Source organism: Nocardioides sp. T2.26MG-1 (assembly GCF_950101795.1).
GTDB lineage: Bacteria > Actinomycetota > Actinomycetes > Propionibacteriales > Nocardioidaceae > Nocardioides.
Window position 1 is genome coordinate 25,321 of the sequence record NZ_CATNLZ010000002.1, and the last position, 22,957, is coordinate 48,277.

Annotated in this window: 21 protein-coding genes; 10 read left to right on the forward strand and 11 right to left on the reverse strand. The window is 72.0% G+C overall.

Annotation, left to right across the window (positions count from 1 at the left end; genetic code table 11):
* Positions 1 to 101 precede the first annotated feature (101 nt).
* Positions 102 to 965: a glucose-1-phosphate thymidylyltransferase RfbA gene (gene rfbA, locus QQZ14_RS05020; protein ID WP_284533116.1), complete on the forward strand. Its 864-nt coding sequence runs from the start codon at positions 102 to 104 to the stop codon at positions 963 to 965.
* Position 966: 1 nt separating this feature from the next.
* Here rfbA and QQZ14_RS05025 read toward each other — a convergent pair whose 3' ends face one another.
* Both QQZ14_RS05025 and gmd read right to left on the reverse strand, forming a co-directional pair.
* On the reverse strand, positions 967 to 1,917 hold the full coding sequence (locus QQZ14_RS05025; RefSeq protein WP_284533117.1) for a GDP-mannose 4,6-dehydratase: 951 nt from the start codon (positions 1,915 to 1,917) through the stop codon (positions 967 to 969).
* A 1-nt stretch (position 1,918) separates the two neighbouring features.
* On the reverse strand, positions 1,919 to 2,899 hold the full coding sequence (gene gmd / locus QQZ14_RS05030; RefSeq protein ID WP_284533118.1) for a GDP-mannose 4,6-dehydratase: 981 nt from the start codon (positions 2,897 to 2,899) through the stop codon (positions 1,919 to 1,921).
* Positions 2,900 to 3,076: 177 nt separating this feature from the next.
* On the opposite strand from gmd, the gene QQZ14_RS05035 reads away from it, so the two are divergent.
* Positions 3,077 to 5,101, forward strand: a complete 2,025-nt coding sequence (locus QQZ14_RS05035) for a glycosyltransferase family protein (protein ID WP_284533120.1) — start codon at positions 3,077 to 3,079, stop codon at positions 5,099 to 5,101.
* Position 5,102: 1 nt separating this feature from the next.
* Here the strand turns inward: QQZ14_RS05035 and QQZ14_RS05040 are convergent, their stop codons facing one another.
* The 6 genes from QQZ14_RS05040 to QQZ14_RS05065 form a co-directional block, all read right to left on the reverse strand.
* Positions 5,103 to 5,957 (reverse strand): hypothetical protein, encoded by an 855-nt coding sequence (locus QQZ14_RS05040; protein ID WP_284533121.1) that lies wholly within the window; start codon positions 5,955 to 5,957, stop codon positions 5,103 to 5,105.
* A 64-nt stretch (positions 5,958 to 6,021) separates the two neighbouring features.
* Positions 6,022 to 7,974, reverse strand: a complete 1,953-nt coding sequence (locus tag QQZ14_RS05045; RefSeq protein ID WP_284533122.1) for a DUF4012 domain-containing protein — start codon at positions 7,972 to 7,974, stop codon at positions 6,022 to 6,024.
* A 51-nt stretch (positions 7,975 to 8,025) separates the two neighbouring features.
* Positions 8,026 to 9,480, reverse strand: a complete 1,455-nt coding sequence (locus QQZ14_RS05050) for a sugar transferase (protein WP_284533123.1) — start codon at positions 9,478 to 9,480, stop codon at positions 8,026 to 8,028.
* A gap of 303 nt (positions 9,481 to 9,783) precedes the next feature.
* Entirely contained in the window at positions 9,784 to 10,857 is a 1,074-nt protein-coding gene (locus QQZ14_RS05055; protein WP_284533124.1) for a glucose 1-dehydrogenase, read from the reverse strand.
* Complete coding sequence (locus QQZ14_RS05060) at positions 10,854 to 11,318, reverse strand: hypothetical protein (protein WP_284533125.1); 465 nt, start codon at positions 11,316 to 11,318, stop codon at positions 10,854 to 10,856. The genes QQZ14_RS05055 and QQZ14_RS05060 overlap by 4 nt, the downstream gene beginning before the upstream one ends.
* A gap of 1 nt (position 11,319) precedes the next feature.
* The gene (locus QQZ14_RS05065) at positions 11,320 to 13,668 is read right to left on the reverse strand and encodes a molybdopterin oxidoreductase family protein (RefSeq protein ID WP_284533126.1); all 2,349 of its coding nucleotides are present in this window, start codon (positions 13,666 to 13,668) and stop codon (positions 11,320 to 11,322) included.
* 57 nt (positions 13,669 to 13,725) lie between these two features.
* Between QQZ14_RS05065 and QQZ14_RS05070 the strand changes: the two genes are divergently transcribed.
* Positions 13,726 to 14,187, forward strand: coding sequence for a MarR family winged helix-turn-helix transcriptional regulator (locus tag QQZ14_RS05070; protein WP_284533127.1), 462 nt, complete (start codon positions 13,726 to 13,728; stop codon positions 14,185 to 14,187).
* Positions 14,188 to 14,270: 83 nt separating this feature from the next.
* Here the strand turns inward: QQZ14_RS05070 and QQZ14_RS05075 are convergent, their stop codons facing one another.
* Entirely contained in the window at positions 14,271 to 15,959 is a 1,689-nt protein-coding gene (locus tag QQZ14_RS05075; protein ID WP_284533128.1) for a SulP family inorganic anion transporter, read from the reverse strand.
* Complete coding sequence (locus QQZ14_RS05080; protein WP_284533129.1) at positions 15,956 to 16,288, reverse strand: ArsR/SmtB family transcription factor; 333 nt, start codon at positions 16,286 to 16,288, stop codon at positions 15,956 to 15,958. The genes QQZ14_RS05075 and QQZ14_RS05080 overlap by 4 nt, the downstream gene beginning before the upstream one ends.
* Before the next feature lie 142 nt (positions 16,289 to 16,430).
* Between QQZ14_RS05080 and QQZ14_RS05085 the strand changes: the two genes are divergently transcribed.
* From QQZ14_RS05085 to QQZ14_RS05100, 4 genes are all read left to right on the forward strand, one after another.
* A complete protein-coding gene (locus tag QQZ14_RS05085) occupies positions 16,431 to 18,269 on the forward strand; it encodes a phosphoenolpyruvate carboxykinase (GTP) (protein WP_342395223.1) in 1,839 nt (612 codons plus the stop codon).
* A gap of 148 nt (positions 18,270 to 18,417) precedes the next feature.
* Positions 18,418 to 18,774, forward strand: coding sequence for an ArsR/SmtB family transcription factor (locus QQZ14_RS05090; protein WP_284533131.1), 357 nt, complete (start codon positions 18,418 to 18,420; stop codon positions 18,772 to 18,774).
* Positions 18,771 to 19,289, forward strand: coding sequence for an SRPBCC family protein (locus QQZ14_RS05095; RefSeq protein ID WP_284533132.1), 519 nt, complete (start codon positions 18,771 to 18,773; stop codon positions 19,287 to 19,289). Before QQZ14_RS05090 ends, QQZ14_RS05095 begins: the two co-directional genes overlap by 4 nt.
* Positions 19,286 to 19,843, forward strand: coding sequence for a TIGR03086 family metal-binding protein (locus QQZ14_RS05100; RefSeq protein ID WP_284533133.1), 558 nt, complete (start codon positions 19,286 to 19,288; stop codon positions 19,841 to 19,843). The genes QQZ14_RS05095 and QQZ14_RS05100 overlap by 4 nt, the downstream gene beginning before the upstream one ends.
* Before the next feature lie 2 nt (positions 19,844 to 19,845).
* Here QQZ14_RS05100 and QQZ14_RS05105 read toward each other — a convergent pair whose 3' ends face one another.
* Positions 19,846 to 20,007: a hypothetical protein gene (locus QQZ14_RS05105; RefSeq protein WP_284533134.1), complete on the reverse strand. Its 162-nt coding sequence runs from the start codon at positions 20,005 to 20,007 to the stop codon at positions 19,846 to 19,848.
* A gap of 83 nt (positions 20,008 to 20,090) precedes the next feature.
* On the opposite strand from QQZ14_RS05105, the gene galE reads away from it, so the two are divergent.
* The 3 genes from galE (at position 20,091) to QQZ14_RS05120 (ending at position 22,846) form a co-directional block, all read left to right on the forward strand.
* Positions 20,091 to 21,095, forward strand: a complete 1,005-nt coding sequence (gene galE, locus QQZ14_RS05110) for a UDP-glucose 4-epimerase GalE (protein ID WP_284533135.1) — start codon at positions 20,091 to 20,093, stop codon at positions 21,093 to 21,095.
* On the forward strand, positions 21,095 to 21,865 hold the full coding sequence (locus QQZ14_RS05115; protein ID WP_284533136.1) for an N-acetylmuramoyl-L-alanine amidase family protein: 771 nt from the start codon (positions 21,095 to 21,097) through the stop codon (positions 21,863 to 21,865). Before galE ends, QQZ14_RS05115 begins: the two co-directional genes overlap by 1 nt.
* 150 nt (positions 21,866 to 22,015) lie before the next feature.
* Complete coding sequence (locus tag QQZ14_RS05120) at positions 22,016 to 22,846, forward strand: DUF559 domain-containing protein (protein WP_284533137.1); 831 nt, start codon at positions 22,016 to 22,018, stop codon at positions 22,844 to 22,846.
* Positions 22,847 to 22,957 lie beyond the last annotated feature (111 nt).

Genomic DNA, 22,957 nt, shown 5'->3' on the forward strand with positions numbered 1-22,957 from the left:
GTGCAGCGGACAGCGTCGCCTCATCCTAGGCGTGGCGGCTCCGTCGTTCGCCAACGGCGTGCACTGCTCGGCTGGGCGAACGCGGTCCGTACGATGACGCCATGCGCGGAATCATCCTCGCGGGCGGCACCGGCTCGCGGCTCCACCCGATCACCCACGCGGTGAGCAAGCAGCTGATGCCGGTGTACGACAAGCCGATGATCTACTACCCGCTCTCGACGCTGATGCTGGCCGGCATCCGCGAGGTGCTGGTCATCACCACGCCGCACGAGGCCGATCAGTTCCGTCGTCTGCTCGGCGACGGCAGCCAGTTCGGCATCGAGATCTCGTGGGCGGTGCAGGCCAGCCCGGACGGCCTCGCGCAGGCCTTCTTGATCGGTGCCGACCACGTCGCCGGCGAACCGTCCGCCCTGGTGCTCGGGGACAACCTCTTCTACGGCGCCGGTCTGGGCAGCCAGCTGCACCGGTTCCACTCGCTGACCGGTGCAGCCGTGTTCGGCTACCGGGTCGCGGACCCGGCGGCGTACGGCGTCGTCGAGTTCGACAGCGACGGTCGTGCGCTGTCCCTGGAGGAGAAGCCCGAGAAGCCCCGGAGCAGCTATGCCGTTCCCGGCCTCTACTTCTACGACGAGACCGTCGTGGAGCGCGCGGCCTCCCTGAAGCCGTCGGCGCGGGGCGAGCTCGAGATCACCGACCTGAACCGGATCTACCTCGAGGCGGGGGAGCTGCACGTCGAGGTGCTGCCCCGCGGCTCGGCCTGGCTCGACACCGGCACGTTCGACGAGCTGAACGAGGCCAGCAACTTCGTCCGGGCGATCGAGCGCCGGCAGGGCACCAAGATCGGCGCACCGGAAGAGGCCGCCTGGCGGATGGGCTTCATCGGCGACGAGGAGCTGGCCGCGCTGGCGGAGCCGCTGGTCAAGAGCGGCTACGGCCGCTACCTGCTGGAGCTCCTCGACGAGTGACTCAGGGGGAGTCGGCGAGATCGCACCTGACCATCTCGGCGACGACGTCGGCGAACTCCCGGGTCGGCACCCACCCCAGCCTCTCCCGCGCGCGGGAGGAGTCGCCGACCAGCTCGGACGCGTCCGCGGGGCGGACGAGGTCGGGGTCGGCGACCACCCACGACTCCCAGTCGGTGATGCCCACCTGGTCGAAGGCGGCGGCGACGAAGTCCCGCACCGAGTGGGCGGTGCCGGTGGCGATCACGTAGTCGTCGGGTGACTCGGCGCGCGCTGCGCGCACCATCGCGTCGACGTAGTCGGGTGCCCAGCCCCAGTCGCGGCGGGCATCGAGGTTGCCGAGAGCCAGGCGGGTGGCCCGGCCCTGGGCGATCGCGGCCACCGTCGAGGTGATCTTGCGCGTGACGAAGTGGGCCGGCCGGCGCGGCGACTCGTGGTTGTAGAGGATCAGGCTGACCGCGTGCAGGCCGCGACGACGGTAGACGTCGACCATGAGGTGGGCGTACGCCTTGGCCGCGCCGTACGGGTTCACGGGGCGGACGGGCGTCGACTCGTCCTGCGGGCTGTGCTCGGGCTGCCCGAAGATCTCCGCGCTGGACGCCTGGACGACCCGCACCGCTCTGCCGTGCTCGTCCTGTGCCGCGAGCGCCGCGTCGAGCAGCGCGGCAGCGGCCAGCCCGTTCACCCGGCCGGTCAGCTCCGGTTCGGTCCAGGACCGCGCGACCGAGCTCACCGCCGCGAGGTTGTAGACCTCGTCGGGAGCCACCTCGAGGAGCAGGCGGCGCACGTCGTCGGACACGGTCACGTCGCCGACGTGCAGGTGCACCTCCGGGAGGTCCGGCAGGGGCTCGAGGTCGTGGGCGAGCGCATGCACCTCGACACCGTCCGCGAGCAGACGGTCGACGAGGTAGCTGCCATCCTGGCCGTTGACACCGGTGACGAACGCCCGGGTCATCTCACCAGCCCTGCCGGGTCGCGGCCAGGTCGGCGTCGACCATGAGTGCGACCAGCTCCGGGAACGACACCTTGGGCTTCCAACCGAGCACGTCGCGCGCCTTGCTGGCGTCGCCGATCAGGTGATCCACCTCGGCCGGGCGCATGAATCGCGCGTCCTGGCGGACGTACGGCGTCCAGTCGTCGATGCCCACGTGGCCGAAGGCAGCGTCCAGGAAGTCGCGGATCGAGTGCGCCTCGCCGGTGGCGATGACGTAGTCGTCGGCCACCGGCTGCTGCAGCATCAGCCACATCGCCTCGACGTAGTCGCCGGCGAAGCCCCAGTCGCGCTCGGCGTCGAGGTTGCCGAGCACCAGCTCGTCCTGCAGGCCCAGCGTGATCCGGGCGACCGCCTCGCTGATCTTGCGGGTCACGAACTCCGGTCCGCGGCGCGGCGACTCGTGGTTGAACAGGATGCCGCTGGAGGCGTGCATGCCGTAGGACTCGCGATAGTTGATCGTCATGTGGTGTCCGAACACCTTGCTCACGCCGTACGGCGAGCGGGGCCACAGCAGTGTGCGCTCGTGCTGGGGCACCTCCTGCACCTTGCCGAACATCTCCGAGCTCGACGCTTGATAGAACCGGATCTCCTCCGGATGGTCGCCCGTGTGGAGCCGGACCGCCTCGAGGATGTTGAGCACGCCCTTGGCCGTCACGTCGGTCGTGAGCTGCGCGTTCTCCCAGGAGTAGGCGACGAACGACACCGCACCGAGGTTGTAGACCTCGTCGGGGGCGGAGTCGCGCAGTGCCCGGATCAGACTCGACATGTCCGTGAGATCACCGTTGTGGAGCCGGACGCCGGGGAGCAGGCGCTCGACCAGGTCGCGCTTGGGGTTGTTCTGCCCCCGGATCAGACCGTGGACGTCGTACCCCTTCGCCAGCAGGAACTCGGCCAGGTAGAGGCCGTCCTGGCCGGTGATCCCGGTGATCAGTGCGCTCGGCATGCTGGCATTCTGCCCGAGATCCCGGGGCCGTCCTGGATCGCGGCTCCGTGGCTCGCATCCGCGCGCAGACGTCGTAGATTGGACGGGTGTCCCGCACCCGCCAGGTCGACCTGCCCCAGGACGTGGGCTCTCGTCCACGAGCCCTGAGCCGCCAGGTCCTCCGGGAGTGGTGAGGTGGTGGCCCGCTCTCCACGCTCCCGGGCCCTGGACTGGCTCGCGTCGGGATGGTTCGACCGCGAGTTCTACGCGGCGCTGAGGGGGCGCCGGTTCGGCGACGACGTCGAAGCCGCCGAGGACTTCGTGGAGCACGGCATGCAGCTGCTGCTCAGCCCGCATCCTCGGCTGCACGTCGTGGATCGGCCACCGCCGACGCGCGGGGCGTGGCGACGCGGCAGGGTCGGCCGCGTGCTGGCCGACCTGGGGGCGGAGGTCGCTGCGGGGCGACTGGATCCCGCGCCCGGCGTCCCGTCGGCCCGCGACCGGTTCCTGGACGTGGCGCACCGGCTCGGGCGCGAGGGCGAAGCAGGGCCGAGTGACGTTCCGGTGGTCGACTGGACCGCCGTGGCCGGACGCGCTCGTCGGCCCGACCTCACGTCCGTCGTCGTGGTGGCCGACGACATGCGCGACACGATCCGGTCGGTGCGCGGCGTGCTCGACGCCGCCGACGGCCGCGACCTGCAGGTGCTGATCGTCGACTGCGGCGCGCCGGTGCACGAGACGCTCGGTGCCTACGCGGCGCTGCAGGACCGCGCGGAGGTGGACCTGGTCCGACTGCCGGCCGGAGTCGAGGCCTCGACGGGGGCGAACGTCGGGATCTCACGGTCCGTCGGTGAGGTGGTGGTCTTGCTCGATGCGCACGTCGTGCTGCGCCGCGGGGCGATCGGGTCCATGCTCGCCGTGCTCGAGGACCCGGTCGTCGCCTGCGTGCAACCCCTGCTGCTCGGTGCGGACGACAGGATCCTCTCCGCCGGGCTGGTGACCGCCGACGACGGAGAGCCTGAGCCCGTCCTGGTCGGCCATCCTCCGGACGACGCCCGGCGTCTGGAGGGCCACCCGCTCGCCGCGATCGCGGCGGACGCCGTGGCGCTGAGGGTGCGGGACGCGGCGGGGGTTGGGGGATTGCGCGAGGACCTGGCTCGGTCCGATGCCGTTCTCGACCTCGCGAACCGGCTCGGAGCCGGGCGGCCGGGTGGGCTCCGACTCGCACCCACGGCGCGCGCGACGGTGACCGGCCGGGTGAGCGCTCCGACGTCCCCGACCCACCCGGCAGGCAGAGTCCGCGACCCGGTCGTCGTACGCCGCCCGGCCGACACCCCCGTGCAGCGGTGGTCGATCAAGCTGCCGTCCTCGCCGGGCCCGGCGGGTGACCGGTGGGGCGACACCCACTTCGCGGAGGCGTTGGCCGACGCGCTGCGCGACCTCGGCCAGGACGTGGTGACCTATCGCCGCGGTGCTCACGAGAGCGGGCCGATCTGGCTGGACGACGTGTCGCTCGCCCTGCGGGGGCTGCATCCCGTGCCGCCGGTGCCCGGCCACCTGAACGTCTTGTGGGTGATCAGTCACCCCGACGACGTCGATCCGGCTGAGCTCGACGGCTACGACCATGTGTTCGCCGCCTCTGTTCCGTGGAGTGCCGCACTGTCGGCCAGCACGGGCCGCACGGTCCATCCACTCCTCCAGGCCTCGGAGTTCGAGCCTCCGGGTGGCGACTCCCTCGGGGCGCAGGGATCCGGCGACGCCGGCGTGGTGTTCGTGGGCAACGCCGGGGGAGGCCGCAGCCGGCCGCTGGTCCACCTGGCCGTCGAGGCCGGGGTGCCGCTCGTGGTCTACGGCACCGGCTGGGAGGACCTGCCCGAGGGCGCCTGGCGTGGCGCGTACGTCGACAACGCCCGCTTGCCCGATCTCTACCGGCGACACGGGATCGTCCTCGCCGACCACTGGCCCGACATGGCCCGGACCGGCTTCATCGCCAACCGCGTCTTCGACGCCGTCGCGTCCGGTGCCCGCGTCGTCTGTGACGACGTCGCGGGGATCCACGACGTGTTCGATCCGCGCGACGTGGCGGTGGTGCACGACGCCGACGACCTGCGGCGCGTGGTCTCAGAGTTCCGGCGCACCGCCCGGGCGCAGGACGTGCCGCGGCCGCCGCTCTCCTTCCGCGACCGGGCCCGCACCCTCCTCGCCGAGGTGTCGGGCGGCTGACTCAGTCCTTCGCCTCCCGGCGGAAGCCGAAGCGCTTGCGCAGCACCCGGTGCTTGTTGGTGCCCTCGAGGTTGTCGCCCTTCTCGATGATCACGAGGTTGTGATAGCAGTGCACGCCCCGGACATGGGTGTCGGAGTAGCTCGGCTCGTAGTCGGCGTCGAGGAACTCCTCGTGGTTGAGGCCGTCGACCAGGTCCTTCACGAACGCCATCGTGGTGTCGCGGGACTGACGGTCCTCGCTGCCGCCGAACTCGGGCCAGTAGGAGGTCTGCGTGTCCTCGATGGCGTACACCGCGCCGTCGGGCAGCATCGGGAACAGCAGCTCGAAGGTCGCCCTGATGTCGCTGGGGCGGTGGCTGCCGTCGTCGATGACCACGAGCGGTGTCCCGAACCGATCGAGGACCGACCTCAGCACCTTCTCGTCGGTCTGGTCGCCGATCACGGTGGTGATGCGAGGCCTGTCCACGAACGACTTGTCCTCGATGTCGAGGCCGACGATCTGTGCCCCAGGGAAGTAGCGACGCCACATTCGCAAGGACGCGCCACCTTGGCGGGAGCGCTTGTAGCCGCCGACCCCGATCTCGAGCAGGACGAACTCCTCGTCCCGGAGATGTTCGAGGTGCCGCTCGTAGTGGGGCGTGTAGAAGTGCACGCCCCACTTGTCGGTGCCGGTGCTCTTCGCGATGTCGGTGAGGCTGGGCCGCGGCGGGTCGCTGTGCCCGCGCAGCCGGTCCCAGACCTCGACGCTCACGAGCGGCTTCACGTGGCGTACGGCGGCCTGCCGGGCGAGCTCGGTCGACCTCGAGCGCCAGGAGCTGACGAGCGATGCCGGCGGCCTCCGGGCGGCGGGGTTCACGTCAGGCTCTCCTTGGCGGGGCGTCAGCGGGCAGCACGAGTGGTACGCGTGGAGCCTAGCCTCGCTAGTCGGCGGGCGCGGCCACGATCTCCCACTCCTGACTGGTGCTCAGCGCCTGGTTTGGGAGGCTGACCGTGCTGCCGTCCGCGGTCCATCCGTCGGGGAGGTCCGTCACGGTGTAGCCGTCCGGCAGCTGGACCTCCACCCGGACCGACTGGCCCCAGACCGTGCCCTGCGGGTCGAAGGCCAGGTGGTAGGTCAGCTCGCCCGACTCGTCGACCGTGGCGGCGTCGTCGACGCGATAGTGCATCTCGAACCGCGCCTCGCTCGCCGGCGGGAGGAGAGCCTTGGTCGCGACGAAGCCGTGGTGGTAGAACCTGCGGACCGACGGCTCGATCGGGTCGCCGAGGAACGAGGCCTTCTGCACGTCGATGCCCCGGGGGACGAACACGCTGAGGGCCAGCCCGGCCCACCGGGTGAAGTACCAGCTCCGCGGGTCGCGACCCGGCACGGAGTACGGCGGCGTGTCGTTGCCCAGCACCACGCTCACCTGGTCCTGCGCCGAGCCGTCGGGCTCAAGCCTGACCCGGAGGTCGATGTCGCGCCGCTGGTAGAAGTCGACCTTCGAGCCGTTGGTGTTCTGCGTGAACGCACCGATGTAGTCCCCCTGCGGATCGGCGAGGTCGCCGTCGAGGCCGAGCGCGGCGAAACCCTTCTGGACGACCCGATCGCGGAAGAACATGGCGAAGTGGCGCTCGTCGGCGGCGGTCGCGAGTGCCTGTGCCTTCGCCTGGAAGTCGCCGTCGCCCAGGAACTTGCTCTTGAAGGCGGGGATGAGCTCGTCGTTCAGCTGGTCCTGTGCCGTCGGGTCGGGGTAGTACTTCTCATAGCTCCCCACCAGGGTGCTGACGAGGTTGTCCGAGGTGAGCTCGCCGTAGCCCTCGACCTCGATGGGTCCGGTGACGTCCAGCAGCTGCGCGAGGGCGACCACGTCGATGGCGATGACCCCGTCCAGGTGCTGGTGCTGGTTCTTGTCCCACGCCCGGAGGAGCTCCAGGCCCGAGACCGACCAGGACGGCGCGAAGGTGGCGCTGGTCAGGAGGTGACGGCCGGGATAGTGGAACGGGTTGCGAGACACCGGACGCCAGGAGATCGGCGTGACCATCCGGGGGTTGCCGTCCGGCTGGACGGACTTGCCGAGCTCGACCTTGCCGTGGTCGAAGGAGAGGGGAGCGAACTTCAGCGTCGCCCCGCCCGAGTAGCGGAGCTCGGCGGGGTTGAGGATCGTGATGAGGTAGCGCCGCTTGCCCTCGAAGCCCAACACGTCGGGCAGCCGCTCGAGCATCGGCGTGAGGTCGGCGACGGTCTCGGCCATCGGGTCCACCTCTGCGGCAGCCTCGTCGCGGCGCTCCGACAGGAACCCACCGATCAAGGGCGTCGAACCCTGGACGTCGTCGAGCGCTGTGTCCGCAGACGTGAGGTGCTCCGTCGCGCGCAGGGTCCCCTCGACCACGCGCTGCAGCGTCGCCTCGTCGACCCGCTCGTCGCGGAACAGCGTCGCATCGGGCCCGGCCGCCGCCGGGTAGAGGTCGACGCCGATCTCGGCCACGGAGGTCGTGTCGTCGAGCGCCTGGACCAGGTGGCGCGCGTCGTCCACGGCGGTTCCCACGAGCGGGAGGGCGGCCCAGACGTCCGAGCCGAACCAGTTCGCCTCGAGCTGGCCCCTGTCGACATGGCCTCTCGCGCTCGCGACCAGGTCGCGGGCCTCGGGCAGCTGCCCGTCGGTCAGCGCGTCCTTGGCCTCGCTCAGGTCGTCCTTCGCGGCGCCGGCCTCGAAGTACGTGACCGCGAGGGGCAGGACGAGCAGCACGAGGATCGCCACCGCGGCGGTCAGTCCCAGCGTCACCAGCGTGAGCAGGCGGCGTCGGGGTGACGCGGCGCGGAACGCCGTACGCCTCGCGGCGACGGCCCGTCGCAGGCGATTCCTGGGCTGGTCCTGGTCCACCGCGTGCGACATGAGGGCCATCCTCCCAAAGGAGGTCGCGGCCCCCGAATCGGCTCCGACGAGCTAGTACGCGCCGCGCGACCGGAGGACGGCGCCGACGGTCTTGGCGAGGATGTTGAGGTCCTGCAGGATCGACCAGTTGTCCACGTAGTACAGGTCCAGGCGGACGGCCTCCTGCCACGACAGGTCGGACCGCCCGGACACCTGCCACAGCCCGGTCATGCCAGGTCGCACCCGGAGTCGCCGGTGCACGTCGGAGGCGTACTGTGCGACCTCGCTCGGGAGCGGAGGGCGAGGGCCGACGAGGCTCATCTCGCCCCGCAGCACGTTGATCAGCTGCGGCAGCTCGTCGAGCGAGTAGCGCCGCAACCACCTGCCGGGCCGGGTCACGCGCGGGTCGTCCTTCATCTTGAACAGCATGCGCTGGTGGCCGAGGGCGGCTCGCAGCTCGTGAAGCCGGTCCTCGGCGTCGGGAACCATCGAGCGGAACTTCAGGCAGGCGAACTCCGCGCCGTCGCGCCCGGTGCGGGTCTGGCGGAAGAAGACGGGTCCGCCGTCGGCGAGCTTGATCTGCAGCGCTGTCAGCAGGAAGAGCGGGCTGAAGAGGACGAGCAGGATCAGGGCGCCGGTCACGTCGAAGAGCCGCTTGCCCCAGCGGATCGCGTCGATGGAGCGGGGAGCATCGATGTGCATCAGCGGGAGACCACCGACGGGGCGGATGCGGACGCGCTCTCCGGACACGTCGGTCACCCGCGGGGCGACGACGACCTGGACGTCGTGCTGCTCGAGATCCCACGCGATGCGACGCAGCTCGGTGGACGAGGTCAAGGCCCCGCTGGCGAAGAAGATCACGTCGACGCTGTGGTCCTTGACCACCGACGTGACCTCCTCGCACTCGCCGATCACCGGAATGCCCAGGTCGGTGTGTACCCGGTGGTCGTCCCGTGGCGTCAGGGCTCCGACGACGTTGTAGCCCAGCCAGGACTCCCGGGCCAGGGCGGTGGCGACCTCGTCGACGTGCGAGGGGAGGCCGGAGATGACGACGCGGAACTGGAGCTTGCCCTGCTTGCGCGCATGCTGGATCGCGCGGCGCAGCGCAAACCGTCCGACGACGAGGGCCGGGATGCCGACCGCGAAGAGCAGTTGGTAGTAGCCGCGCGAGAGCGGGTACTTCGCCAGGTAGCACCCGACGCCCAACAGGCCGGCCGTCAGCAGGCTGGCGTTCACGACCCGCTTGTACTCCTCGGTGCCAGCGCCGAAGAGGTCGTCACGGTAGCCGCCGCGAAGTGCGATCAACGCCAGCCAGGCGATGCCCACCACGAACCCGACCGCGGCCAGCGCCGAGGCGTCGTCGGCGGGGGTCTTGTAGAAGTCGAAGCGCCGGCGTCCCCACGCGGCGAAGAGAGCCGACAGGGTGACGATGGAGAGGTCGAGGACGAGTGCCGAGGCCGGCAGGTAGCGCAGCGCCCGGCTCGGCGGCCCGGCGACGAGTGTGCGTGTTGCTGAGAGCAGAGTCATGCGCGGCCTAGTCTCCCTGAACCATCCGTTCGGCCCCGCGGCCGACCTGCCCCCCAAGCAGTGTCGATCTCGGTCAGGCTGCGTGGCGTCGCAGTCGATCGAGGAAACCACTCTAAAACACGGGTGTTACGCGCAGGTGTCCAGGTGCTCTCGTCACCGGCTGGAGGCGTCACGGTGCGAGGAGCAAGGGCGCACCGCCGGCCCCGGTGGACGGGTGGGCGGTCGCATGACGTCTCTCCCCCGAGAATGTTCACGTATCGGACGCTACGCTGTCGACGGCAGATGTCCAGACCTCAGGGGACCTCACCCGAGCGTGATGACGACCTTCACGTCCTGCTCCGCCGCCCCGAACGCACTCGCGGCCCGCTCCAGCGGCACCTGGCGGGTGAGCAGCCGGCCGAGCCAGCCCGGGTCGGCCGCGGCCAGCGCGTCGGCGGCCGCGCGGTAGTGACGCAGGTTGGCGTTGACCGAGCCGATCACGGCGTCGTTCTCCAGCACCAGCTCGCGGTTGAGGCCGCCGGCGTCCAGCGAGATCGTGCGGCCGGTCGACGAGACGCCGGTCAGGCAGACGATGCCGTAGGGCCGGGTCGCCTCCATCGCGTCGAACACCAGCGACCCGACCCCGGTGGCCTCCAGCACCACGTCGGGCCGCGCGTGCTCGGTGACCTCCGCCACGCTGCCGTGGTGGTACGTCGCCCCCAGGTCGCGGACCAGCCCCGGCTTGGGCCCGTCGGTCACCCGGTCCAGCACGTGCACGTCCAGCCCGCGCTGCACCCCGATCATCGCCGCGAGGAGCCCGATCGGCCCGGCGCCGGTGACCAGCACCCGCCGCGGCTCGAACCAGGCCCGCTCGCCGACCCGCTGCACCTGCTCCCAGGCCTTGGCGACCACGCTGGTCGGCTCGATCAGCACCCCGGTCAGGCCCAGGTGGGCGGCGACCCGCACGGCGTACCGCTCCGGCACCGTCCACCGCTCGCTGCCGTAGCCGTCGAGCTCCTTGATGCCGCGCTCGGTGTAGCGGCCGTTGCGGCACATGTCCCACTCGTCGTGGGCGCACGCCCCGCACGGCACCGGGTCGGGCCGCCGCACCACGCCCGCGACGAGGTCGCCCTCGGCGAGGTCGCTGCGGGCCGGCGCCTCCAGCACCCGGCCCAGCGACTCGTGGCCGAGGATCAGCCGGTCGCGGCCGGGCGGCGCCCAGCCGTAGTCGCCGCGCACGATCTCCTTGTCGGTGCCGCAGACCCCGATCGCGACGCCCTCGACGAGCAGCTCGTCCGCGCCCGCCTCGGGCTCCGGGACGGCCTCGACGGCGAGCGAGCCGCGCTTGTGGGGCTGGACGGTGAGCGCGCGCATGCGGCCGCTCACGGCGCTGCTCACGGGGCCACGATCAGGGCCTGCGGGGCGGCGACCTTGAGCCGGGTGTCCAGCCAGGTGATCTGCCGCGCGGTCTCCGCGCTGCAGGCGTGAGCGAGGTCGAGCAGCTCCCGGTCGCGCAGCCCCTGCGCGCCCTGGGCGATCACCATCCAGGTCGTCTGCACCAGGCTCGCGAGCACGTGCAGGTCCTGCAGGTCGCGCAGCAGCCCGATCTCGCCGTCGCGGGCCTGCGCGAGACCGGCCGCGTGCAGCCGCTCGGGCTCGTCGACATCGGTCTGCTCGCCGTAGCGCTCGACCACCGGCGCCAGCGCCTCGCGGTGGGCGTCGCTCCAGCCGGCCAGCGTGTGGCACAGGTGGAACACGTCCGCCACCTGGGCGTGGCCCTCGGCCACCGCGCGGAACGAGTCGGCCAGGGTCTGCTCGCTGTGGTCCGCGAGCCCGACGTACGTCGCCAGGTGCGGCATCTCAGCTCCCCTCCCCGTCGTGGACCCGGGTCACTCTGCAGGCGGCCGTCTTGAACGTCGGCTGCTTGGACACCGGGTCCCACACGGTCATCGTCAGCTCGTTGGCCGGGTGGTCGCCGTAGTGGAACGGCACGAACACCGCACCCTCGGTGACCTCCCCGACCCGCACCGGCACCTCGATCGCGCCGCGCGGCGACTCCAGGCGGACGGTCGCGCCGTCGGCGACGCCCAGCCGGTCGGCGTCGGCGGCCGCGAGCTCCACCCACGCGTGCGGCGCGGACTCCTCGAGCGGGCGGGACCGCTTGGTCTTGGTGCGGGTGTGGAAGTGATAGACGGTGCGCCCGGTGGTGAGCCGGAACGGGTAGTCCTCGCTGGGCTCCTCGTGCGGTGGGGAGTACGCCGTGCCCTTGAGGAACGCCCGCCCGGCCGGCGCCTGGGCGCGGTGCTCCTGCTCGCTGACGGTCCCGCCGGTGACCAGGTCGTGGCCGTAGGTCTCGCACCGGTCGGTGTCGGTGGGGAACACCCCGTCGCCGTACAGCCGCTCGACGCCGAGCGGCCACTGCACCCCGGTCGGGCCGCGGAGCAGGTCGTAGGTGATGCCGGTGTAGTCGCAGGGCCGGCCGCGGCTCGCCTCGGTCCACGCCTCGAACGCCTCCTCCGGCGTGCGCCAGGTGACGAGCGGGCCGCCGTCGAGGTCGGTGAAGCCCATGGCGTCGGCGTACGTCAGGAAGATCTCGAGGTCGCTGCGCGCCTCGCCCGGGGGGTCCACGGCCTTCTCCGACAGATGGACCGTGCGGTCGACGTTGGTGAACGTGCCGGTCTTCTCGCCCCAGCCGGCCGCGGGCAGCACCACGTCGGCGAGCCGCGCGGTCTCGGTGAGGAACAGGTCCTGGACCACCACGAAGCACTGGTCGCCGGCCAGGATCCGCTTGACCCGCTCGCTCTCCGGCAGCGAGACCGCCGGGTTGGTCGCGGAGATCCACAGCAGCCCGATCGTGCCGGCCTCGGCGTAGGAGAAGATCTGCATCGCGTGGGTGGGCGGCGCCCAGTGCGGGATCGTCATCGGGTCGACGTGCCACAGGTCGGCGAGCTCCTGGACGTGCGCGGGGTTGTCCCAGTTGCGGAACCCGGTCAGGTCGCCGTCGGCGCCGGTCTCGCGGTTGTTCTGCGCGGTCGGCTGGCCGTTCATCTGCAGGAGGCCGCAGCCGGGGCGGCCGAGCATGCCGCGCAGCAGGTGCAGGTTGTTGACCGCGACGGAGGCGGCGGTGGCCTGGTGGGACTGGTAGAAGCCCTGCAGCACCGTCGAGAGCACCGCCTCGGACTCCCCGAAGATCCGCGCCGCCCGGCGTACGTCCTCGGCCTCGACGCCGCAGATCCGCGCCGCCTCCTTGGGGGTGTACGGCGCCACCACGGCGCGCAGGTCGTCCAGCCCGAGGGTGTGCGCCTCGACCCAGGCGTGGTCGACCCAGGCGTCGTGCTCGAGCAGCTCGCGGGTCAGCGCGTTCATCAGCGCGAGGTTGGTGCCCACGCGCGGGGCCAGGTGCACCCCGCCGGTGCGCTCGGCCTCCGCGGCGACCGCGGTGCGCCGGGGGTCGACGCACACCACGCGTGGCGGGTCGTCGCCGCGGGTGCGGTCCAGGATCCGCGACCAGAGCACGGTCTGGGTCTCGGCCATGTTGTGGCCGTAGAGGAACAGCGCGTCGCAGTGCTCGATGTCGTCGTAGGACCCGGGCTGGCCGTCGGCGCCGAACGACTCCTTGAGCGCGGCCGCGGCGGTGGCCGTGCAGAGCCGGGTGTTGCCGTCCATGTGCGGGGTGCCGAGGCCGGCCTTCCCGATCACCGCCTGCGTGTAGTACTCCTCCAGGAACAGCTGGCCGCTGGTGTAGAAGCCGTGGCTGAGCGGGCCCTGCTCCTCGAGCAGCTGCTTCGATCGGGCCACGATCCGGCCCATCGCGGTGTCCCAGTCGGTCTCGACCAGATCGCCGCCCTCGCGCACCAGCGGCCGGGTCAGCCGGTCGGGCGAGTGCGACCACGGCGTACTGCCGTAGAGGCCCTTGGGGCCGAGCCGGCCGTGGTTGACCCGGTCGGTCGCCCGGCCGCGGACGCCGACCATCCGGCCGTCCTTGACCGCGATGTCGCAGCCGCAGCCGTTGCTGCACAGCAGGCACGCCGAGGACACCCAGCGGTCGACCTGGTCCTCGCTGACGCCGTCCTCGAGATGGAGGTCGACGCGGGTCGGCCAGGGGGTGCCGCGGCCGTGGGGTGTGCGCTCGCCCCAGACGTCGCGGGTGCGGTCGGTGTCGTGGGTGTCGTGGGAGTCGTGCGTGCTGTCGTGGGTCGGAGTGGTCACGACTGCCCGGTGTCCGCAGATCCGGGATTCATGCGCTAGCGCATATATGTTTCTCGGATGGAACCGGGTGATGAGCTGGCCGAGGCGTTCGTGACCGCGAGCCGGGCGCTGGTGGGGCTGGCCGTGCACTCGGTCGGCGCGGCGCCGACGGAGGTCACCGTGGCGCAGTTCCGGCTGCTGGTGCTCGTGGCGGGCGCGGGGGAGCGGACCGTCGGCGACATCGCCGAGCAGCTGGGCGTCAACCAGTCCAACGCCAGCCGGCACTGCGACCGCCTCGAGCGGCTCGGGCTGCTGGCGCGGCGCCGGTCACGCTCGGACGGCCGGGTGGTGCGGGTGCGGCTGACCGACGACGGCCTGCGGCTGGTCGACGAGGTCACCCGGCAGCGTCGTGCCGACGTACGCCGCGTCCTGGCCCGGATGTCACCCGAGGAGACCGCCGGGGCCCTCGCGGCGCTGCGGGCCTTCGGGCGCGCCGCCGGCGAGCTCGACGACCAGCAGTGGGTTGCTCATGCGTGGTGATTTCGGGTAGTCCCTGACGATCGGGCCCCGTTGGTACGCTCCCAAGGGGCCCGATCGTCAGGGACTACCGCACACCGCCAGCCTCACGAGGGGTGAGCGGCATGCTCGTGCTGCGCCCGGGCGACGTGCTTGCGGGCGTGCGCGATGGCCTCGGGAGTGGTCGCGAACGCGTGCTCGTCGTGGGCGAGCCGGTCGTGGACGCCGAGCTCGCGCAGCACCCGCTCGTGGCGGGGCTGCAGGCCCGAGAGCAGCACGCTGATGCCGCGGCCCTCGAGCCGGGCGATCGTGTCGGCGAGCACCGAGGCGCCGGTGGCGTCGATCGTCGAGACCCGCGACATCCGCAGCACCACCACCCGCACGTCGCTGACCTGGGACAGCTCGAGCAGGAAGTCGTGGGCGGCCGCGAAGAACAGCGGCCCCTCCATCCGATAGGCCACGATGTGCTGGTCGAGCAGGCCGCGCTCCTCGTCGGCGTGCGTGGTGTCGTCGGTCCCGTCCTCGAGCGGCACCTCGTCCATCCGCGCGGCGAGCGCGGTCTGGCGCAGCGCGAAGAAGCCCGCGACCACCAGGCCGACGATCACCGCGGTGACCAGGTCGACCGCGACCGTGGCGACCGCGGTCACCACGAGGACGGCGGCGTCGCCGCGGGTGGCGCGCAGCAGCGCGCCGACGCTGGAGACCCGGACCATCTGCACCGCGGTCGCGGTCAGCACGCCGGCCAGCGCGGCCAGCGGGATCTCGCCGACCCAGCGGGACGCGGCCAGCACGACCACGAGGAGTACGGCGGCGTGGCTGAGCGCGGCCATCCGCGAGGTCGCGCCGGAGCGGACGTTGACCGCCGTACGCGCGATCGCCGCAGTCGCGGGGATGCCGCCGAACAGTGGAGCCGCGAGGTTGGCCATGCCCTGGCCGACCAGCTCGCGGTCGGGGTGGTGCCGGCGCCCGACGCTCATGCCGTCGGCGACCGTGGCCGACAGCAGGCTCTCGAGCGCGGCGAGCGCGGCGACCGCGACCGCGGGCAGCACCAGCCCGCCGAGGTCGCCGATCGGGACGGTCGGCAGGTGCGGCAGCGGCAGGCCGGAGGGGATGTCGCCGATCGGGGCGGCACCCAGGCCGGCGGTGGAGTTGACCACGGTCGCCGCGACCACCGCGATCAGCGACCAGGGCAGCCCGGGCCGCACCCGGGCCATCAGCAGCACGCCCGCGGTGACGGCCGCCGCGATGCCGAGCGGCGCCCACGCCGGGTGGTCGGCCCACGCGGTGACCGCGTGGAAGGCCTGGGCGAGCACCTCCTCGCCCTCGGGGCGCACGCCGAGCGCGGAGGGCAGCTGCTGGAGCGCGATGATCGCGGCGATGCCGAGCGTGAAGCCCTCGACCACCGGCACCGGCACGTAGCGGATGAACCGCCCGGCGCCGACGTACCCCAGCACCAGCAGCACGACGCCCGCCATCAGACCCACCACGAGCACGCCGTCGGCGCCGTGGGTCGCGACGATCGGCACGAGTACGACGGTCATCGCGCCGGTCGGGCCGCTGACCTGCACCCGGCTGCCGCCGAACACGGCCGCCACGGCGCCGGCGACGATCGCGGTGACCAGGCCGGCCCCGGCGCCCAGGCCCGAGCTCGCGCCGAAGCCGAGCGCGAGCGGCAGCGCGACCAGGCCGACCATCAGGCCGGCGGTGAGGTCGGCGCCCAGCCGCAGCGGGCGCCAGTCGGAGGCGTGGGGGAGGAGCTCTCGGATGCGGCCGGTGGCTGGCGTGGTGGTGCTCACGAGGGCGTGCTGGCGAGCTCGGTGCCGAGCTCGCCCTGGACCGCGATCAGGCCGGAGAGGATGGTGCGGGCGGCCAGCAGCAGGTCGCGGACCTCGGGGATGCTCACCGAGTAGACGACCTCACTGCCGACGCGGTGCGAGGAGACCATCGACGTACGCCGCAGCACCGCGAGCTGCTGGGAGAGGTTGCTCGGCTCGATCTCGATCTGCTCGAGCAGCTCGTGCACGGCGTGGTCGCGCTCGGACAGCAGCTCGAGGATGCGGATCCGGGCCGGATGCCCCAATGTCTTGAAGAGCTCGGCCTTGGCCTGATACAGCGGTACCCCCATGGGTGTCGTCTCCCTCCCGGAGTCGTCTCACTTGAGAGTTACACAACTTGCAAACTTCTTCAACTCGTGTACCTTCCGGTGACAACGGGGATGCGAGAGCATGGCAATTCGTCGAGGACAACGTAAGGACCGGGTGGTAGACGTGGCCGTCGAGCTGGAGAGCGTGCTGGACGAGGCGGGGTTGAAGAACGCAGCTGTGCGCGAGTACGTGCGCCACTGGGCGGCGCTCACGGGCGCCTCGCGGGTCGAGGTGGTCGACGCCGCGGACGACGAGCGGCTGGTCTCCGAGGCGCTCGAGGCCGGCGAGCTGCTGCCGGTCGGGGAGGGCTGCTACTACTCGCGCAGCTACTACAAGGACACCGCGCGCTCCGAGGAGCGCACGATCGTCGCCACCAGCAACCCCGAGGACAAGGGCACCTACAACAACTGGCGGCCGTCGTCGGAGATGAAGCCCCTGCTCGAGGGCCTGATGCGCGGTGCCTCGGCCGGCAAGACCATGTACGTCGTGCCCTACCTGATGGCGCCTCCGGGCTCGCCGATGGAGCGGTTCGCCGCCGGCGTGGAGCTCACCGACAGCCGCCTGGTCGCGCTGCACATGATCCGGATGGCGCGGGTCGGCGTACACCACATCAACGACCTCCACGACCCGGACAGCTTCGTGCGGGCCGTGCACGTCACCGGCGACCTGGAGAACCTCGGCCAGGGCACCCCCGACGACCAGCGCTACTTCGTGACCGTGGCCGACGAGCGGACCATCCTGCACTTCGGCTCGTCGTACGGCGGCAACGCGCTGCTCGGCAAGATCGCCCACGGCCTGCGCCAGGCGGCGTACGACGGCTGGGCGTCCGGGGAGTTCCTCGCCGAGCAGTTCATGCTGCTCGGGATCGTCGACAACGAGACCGGCCAGCGCTACCACGTCGCCGGCGGCTTCCCGAGCGCGTCGGGCAAGACCAACCTCGCGATGACGCTGGCGCCCGAGGGGCTCGGCGACCGCTATCGCGTGGAGTTCTACGGCGACGACATCACCTGGCTGTGGATCGACCCGGAGAGCGGCCGGGTGTACGGCATGAACCCGGAGAACGGCGTCTTCGGCGTCGCCAAGGACACCAACGAGACGACCAACCCCACGGCGCTGGAGTCGGTGCGGCCCGGCACCGGCGCGATCTTCACCAACGTCGCCTACAACGAGCTCACCCACGAGGTCTGGTGGGAGGGCCGCACGCCCTCGCCGCCGTCCGATCTCGAGGGCTGGCTGGACTGGAAGGGCGAGCCGATCGCCGCGCGCGGCCCGGAGCGGGCGGGCGAGCCGTGGTCGCACCCCAACAGCCGCTTCACCACCACGCTCGCCAACGTGCCCAACGTCGCCTCCGACTTCGAGGAGCCGCGGGGCGTGAAGATCGACGCGATCATCTTCGGCGGCCGCACCCGCGACCGGGAGCCGCTGATCCGGGCGATCACCGACCTCGCCGAGGGCGTCTACGACGGGCTCACGCTCGGCGCGGAGGCGACGTTCGCCGCCGACGGCGTCGACGGGCAGCTGCGCTACGACCCGATGTCGATGCGGCCGTTCATGTCCTACCCCGAGGCGCGGTACGCCGCGCACTGGCTCGACGTGATCAGCCGGGCAAGCGAGCAGCCGATCTTCGCGCACGTGAACTGGTTCCAGCGCGACGCCGAGGACGGCCACTTCCTGTGGCCCGGCTACCGCGAGAACCTCCGCGCGCTGCTGTGGCTGATGCACCTCAAGGAGGGCTCGGTCACCGGCGTGCAGACGCCGGTCGGCATCCTGCCCACCGAGGAGGAGCTGCACCTCTCCGGCGTCTCCGTGCCGCCCGAGGACATCGAGCGGATCCTGTCGATCGACGTGGACCGGTGGCGCCAGGAGATGGGCTTCCGCGAGGAGCACCTCCAGCAGTTCGACGGCCTGCCCGAGGAGATCTGGGAGGCCCACCGGCGGGTCGCCCGCGACCTGGGGTGCTGAGCCGTCTGCGGTAGTCCCTGACGTTCGGGCCCTGTGGGATCGCTCCCATGGGGCCCGAACGTCAGGGACTACCGTTCTCAACTCCATGGTTGACAACGCGTGTGGGCCGGCCTACGGTCGTTGACAACCAATCGGTTGAGGAGGCGTGGTGGCGGACGAGCTGTCGCGGGTGTTCCAGGCGCTGGCGGACCCGACCCGGCGCGACATCGTGGCCCGGCTCGCGGCGGACGGCGACGCGACGGTCGGCGACCTGGCTGCGCCGTACGACGTGAGCGTGCAGGCGGTCTCCAAGCACCTCAAGGTGCTCGAGGACGCCGGGCTGGTCAGCCGGCGCCGGGACGCCCAGCGGCGCCCCGTCCACCTGGAGGCGGAGGTGCTCGACCTGATGACGAAGTGGATCGAGCGCTACCGCCGGCAGGCCGAGGAGCGCTACCGCCGGCTCGACGAGGTCCTCGCCTCCCTCGACGACGAGTCCCGTCCGCGGGAGCAAGGAGCCGCATCATGAGCGCCACCACCAGCAACGCCACCGGCAACGAGACCACGATCGAGGCGGTGCCGGACCTGCCGGTCATCACGATCACCCGCGAGTTCGACGCACCGCCGGAGCGGGTGTTCCGCGCCCACGTCGACCGCGACCTGTTCGTGCAGTGGATCGGCCCCCGCGGGCTCGAGACCACGGTCACCGCCTGGGACGCCCGCACCGGCGGGGCCTACGCCTACCGCGCCGCGAGCGGCGACGGCGACTTCGAGACCGGCTTCTACGGCTCCTTCCACGAGGTCCGGCCGCCCGAGCGGCTCGTGCAGACCTTCACCTGGGAGGGCGCCCCGGACGGCGTCAGCCTCGAGACGATGACGTTCGAGGCGCTCGACGGCGGCCGCTGCCGGATCGTCGCCACCTCGGTGGTCGAGTCGATCGAGATCCGCGACCAGATCCTCTCCAGCGGCATGGACGTCGGTGTCAACGAGGGCTACGCCAAGCTCGACGCGCTGCTCGCGGCGGGCCTCGACGGTACGCCGTGAGCGCGGCCGACGAGCACCGCGAGATCGCCGCGGGCTTCACGGCCCGCGTGCTCGGCGCCGCCGACTGGGAGGTGCCGGCGCCCGTCGCCGGCTGGACCGCCCGCGACGTCGTGGACCACCTGGTCACCTGGTCGCGCGCGTTCCTCGCCGGCCTCGGGGTGGCGCTGCCGGAGGTGCCGTCGGCCGACGACGACCCCGTCGGGGCCTGGCTCGGCCACGCCGAAGGTGTGCAGGCGCTGCTGGAGAGCCCGGAGGGAGCGGAGGTGGTCGAGCACGCCCACATGGGCACCCGTCCGCTCGGCGACCTGCTCGCGATGATCTACGTCGGCGACGTCTTCCTGCACACCTGGGACCTGGCCCGCGCCACCGGCCAGGACGAGCACCTCGACCCCGACCGGTGTGCGGCCATGCTGGCCGGCATGGAGCAGATGGAGGACGTGCTCCGGAGCAGTGGCCACTACGGCCCGCGGGTCGACGTACCGCCCGACGCCGACGTACAGACCCGGCTGGTCGGCTTCATCGGCCGCGACCCGGCCTGGCGGCCGCCGGCCTGACGCTAGGCGACCGGGTCCTCCGGCGGCCAGGCCGCCGGGAAGGCTCGGGCGCGCCAGCCGTCGGGACGCAGCTCGATGACCGCGGACCACGACGCGGTCGCGGTCAGGGGATCCGGTACGGCGTGGTCGGTGCGCCGCCACGACTCCGGCATGGGCCTGGTCATATGACGTTCATCGGTCCTGGGCCGGTCGACTTGAGCCTCCGGCGCCCCGGTCCAGACCGGGAGGGCTCGCTAGGGTGAGAGCCATGAAGGTTCTCGTGACCGGCGGCGCCGGCTACATCGGCTCGACCACCGCCAAGGCCCTCGAGCAGGCCGGCCACACGCCGGTGATCCTGGACTCGCTGCTCACCGGACCGCTGGCGTTCGTGCGCGACCGGATCTTCTACGAGGGCGACATCGCCGACCGGGCGCTGGTGCGCCGGGTCTTCGAGGAGCACCCCGACATCGACGCCACCATCCACATGGCCGCGCGCATCGTGGTGCCCGAGTCGGTCGAGAAGCCCTACGAGTACTACCGCGACAACGTCTCCAAGTCCCTCGAGCTGTTCGACGAGCTGAACAGCCTCGGCAAGGGCCGGGTGCTGTTCTCCTCCTCGGCCTCGATCTACGCGCTGAAGGACGAGTTCGAGGTCTCCGAGGGCGATCGGCTCGAGCCGGGCTCGCCGTACGCCCGCACCAAGCGGATGATGGAGGAGATCCTCCAGGACATGGCGGCCGCCACCGACCTGCGCGCGATCATCCTGCGCTACTTCAACCCGATCGGCTCCGACCCTGACCTCGAGTCCGGCATCTACGCCAAGGAGCCCTCGCACGTCCTCGGCCAGCTCGTGATGGCGGCGCGCGGGCAGAAGGACTCCTTCACGATCACCGGCACCGAGCACCCCACCCGCGACGGCACGGGCATCCGCGACTACATCCACGTCTGGGACCTCGCCCGCGCGCACGTGCGCGCCGTCGAACGGTTCGATCAGGTCATCGAGGCGGCCGCCGCGCCGAGCGTGGTCATCAACGTCGGCACCGGCTCCGGGGTGACCGTGCGCGAGCTGGTCGCGGCGTTCGAGAACGTCTTCGGCTCCGAGGTACCCGTCACCGAGGCACCGCCACGGCCCGGCGACGCCGTCGGCGCGTTCGCCAACGTCGACCGCTCCCGCGCGCTCCTCGACTGGCGCACCGAGCTGTCGCTGGAGGACGCGATCGCCTCCGCGCTGGCGTGGGGCGCGAAGCGCCAGGAGATCCTGGGCTACGAGTGATGCGCCTGGCCGGTCTGCTGACGGCGGTCCTCCTGCTCGGGGGGCTCGCCTCGCCGGCGTACGCCGAACGCGCCGAGCCGGCCACGCCGTCCCGTGCGGCGGCGCCGCTGGAGGGCCGGGTCGTCGTGCTCGACCCCGGACACCAGCTCGGCAACCACAACTACCCGCGCCGGATCAACCGGCTCGTGCCCGCGGGCGGGTTCCGCAAGGCGTGCAACACGACCGGCACCGCCACCAACGGCGGCTACCCGGAGGCGACGTTCGCCTGGCGGGTGACCAAGCTGGTCCAGGCCCGGCTCGAGCGGCTCGGGGCGCGGGTCGAGCTGACCCGCAGCTCCAACCGGCAGGACCGCTGGGGCCCCTGCATCGACGAGCGCGGCCGGGCCGGCAACGCCGCCGCCGCGGACCTCAAGGTCAGCGTGCACGGCGACGGCTCGTACGCCGCCGGCGCCCGCGGCTTCCACGTGATCGCGCCGACCGACCGGCGCCCGTGGACCCACGACATCTACCGGCCGTCCCGGCGGCTCGCGCTGGACACCCGCGCCGAGCTGCGCGCCCGCGGCCTGCCGGTCGCCAACTACATCGCCGGCGGTGACGGCCTCGACTTCCGCGCCGACCTCGGCACGCTCAACCTCTCCGACGTGCCGACCGTGATGGTCGAGCTCGGCAACATGCGCAACCCCCGCGACGCCCACCGGATGACCAGCCCCGCCGGCCGCGCGACCTACGCCCGGGCACTCGCCGCCGCCGTACGCCGCTTCCTCGGCTGAGCCGAGCTGCGCGGAGGCCGTGGGGCGGGGCAGTTCGCCGCGCACCGGTGGCCGTACGCCGGGCGCGGCATCGGTCATGCCCGAACTGCCCCGCCCCGGGCCCTGTGGACAACGCCGGCCCCCGGGTCGAGCCCGGGGTAGGGCTGGGGGATGGACCCGATCGAGGCGTTGGCCATGCTGGGTGGCGTCGCCACCAGCGAGGAGCTCCTGCGCTGCACCAGCCGTCGCAGGCTGCGCACGGCGCTGCGGACCGGGGCGATCGTCCGTGTCGGGCGCGGTCGTTATCAGCTCGAGGGGCTCGACGAGGCGCGCGCCGCCGCGGCCCGGCTGGGCGGTGTCGTCTCCCACCTCAGCGCTGCGCAGCTCTGGGGGTGGAAGGTCAAGATGCCGCCCCAGAAGCCGTGCGTCACCGTGCCTCGCCGCAGCTCCCGGCTCGACGCCGACGACGTCGAGCTGCACTGGGCGGATCTGCCGATCTCGGCCGTGACGCTCGGTGTCACCGACCCGTTGCAGACGGTGATCGACTGTGCCCGGGCCTATCCGTTCGACGTGGCGCTCAGCGTGGCCGACTCCGCGGCGCGGGACGGTATCGCCCGCGAGGACCTCGTCGCGGTGGCCCTCGAGTCGCCGCGGACCGGCAGACGCAAGGCCCTGCGCGTGGCGGAGGCCGCCGACGATCGCGCGGCCAATCCCTTCGAGTCGGTGCTCCGAGCGATCGCCGTGGAGGCCGGGCTGGACGTCGAGCCCCAACAGTGGGTCGGAGCGATCGGCCGGGCCGACCTCGTCGACCACGGTCGGCGGATCGTCATCGAGGCCGACTCGTTCGAGTTCCACTCCGACAGGGCCAGCCTGCGGCGCGACGTGCACCGCTACACGGCCTTCGTTCGTCTCGGCTACCGCGTGGTGAGGTTCACCTGGGAGGACGTGATGTTCGACCCGGCGTACGTCGCGGAGGTGCTGCGCGACCTGGTCCGCCCGTGAGGACGACCCGGCCGGCGACCCGCCGCCGGTGCGGGTGCGAGCCAGGGCAAGGGTCAGGTCATCCTCACCAACCCGGTGAGGCGTGCGCAGACGCTGGTGAGCCACACCGTC

Bases quoted from the DNA above. Each gene is read 5' to 3' on its own strand.
- galE (WP_284533135.1), top strand. From the start codon at position 20,091: ATGAAGGTTCTCGTGACCGGCGGCGCCGGCTACATCGGCTCGACCACC.
- QQZ14_RS05050 (WP_284533123.1), bottom strand. From the start codon at position 9,480: ATGACTCTGCTCTCAGCAACACGCACACTCGTCGCCGGGCCGCCGAGC.
- QQZ14_RS05070 (WP_284533127.1), top strand. From the start codon at position 13,726: ATGGAACCGGGTGATGAGCTGGCCGAGGCGTTCGTGACCGCGAGCCGG.
- QQZ14_RS05105 (WP_284533134.1), bottom strand. From the start codon at position 20,007: ATGACCAGGCCCATGCCGGAGTCGTGGCGGCGCACCGACCACGCCGTA.
- gmd (WP_284533118.1), bottom strand. From the start codon at position 2,899: ATGCCGAGCGCACTGATCACCGGGATCACCGGCCAGGACGGCCTCTAC.
- QQZ14_RS05060 (WP_284533125.1), bottom strand. From the start codon at position 11,318: ATGCCGCACCTGGCGACGTACGTCGGGCTCGCGGACCACAGCGAGCAG.
- QQZ14_RS05080 (WP_284533129.1), bottom strand. From the start codon at position 16,288: ATGGGGGTACCGCTGTATCAGGCCAAGGCCGAGCTCTTCAAGACATTG.
- QQZ14_RS05120 (WP_284533137.1), top strand. From the start codon at position 22,016: ATGGACCCGATCGAGGCGTTGGCCATGCTGGGTGGCGTCGCCACCAGC.
- QQZ14_RS05115 (WP_284533136.1), top strand. From the start codon at position 21,095: ATGCGCCTGGCCGGTCTGCTGACGGCGGTCCTCCTGCTCGGGGGGCTC.
- QQZ14_RS05095 (WP_284533132.1), top strand. From the start codon at position 18,771: ATGAGCGCCACCACCAGCAACGCCACCGGCAACGAGACCACGATCGAG.
- rfbA (WP_284533116.1), top strand. From the start codon at position 102: ATGCGCGGAATCATCCTCGCGGGCGGCACCGGCTCGCGGCTCCACCCG.
- QQZ14_RS05025 (WP_284533117.1), bottom strand. From the start codon at position 1,917: ATGACCCGGGCGTTCGTCACCGGTGTCAACGGCCAGGATGGCAGCTAC.
- QQZ14_RS05045 (WP_284533122.1), bottom strand. From the start codon at position 7,974: ATGTCGCACGCGGTGGACCAGGACCAGCCCAGGAATCGCCTGCGACGG.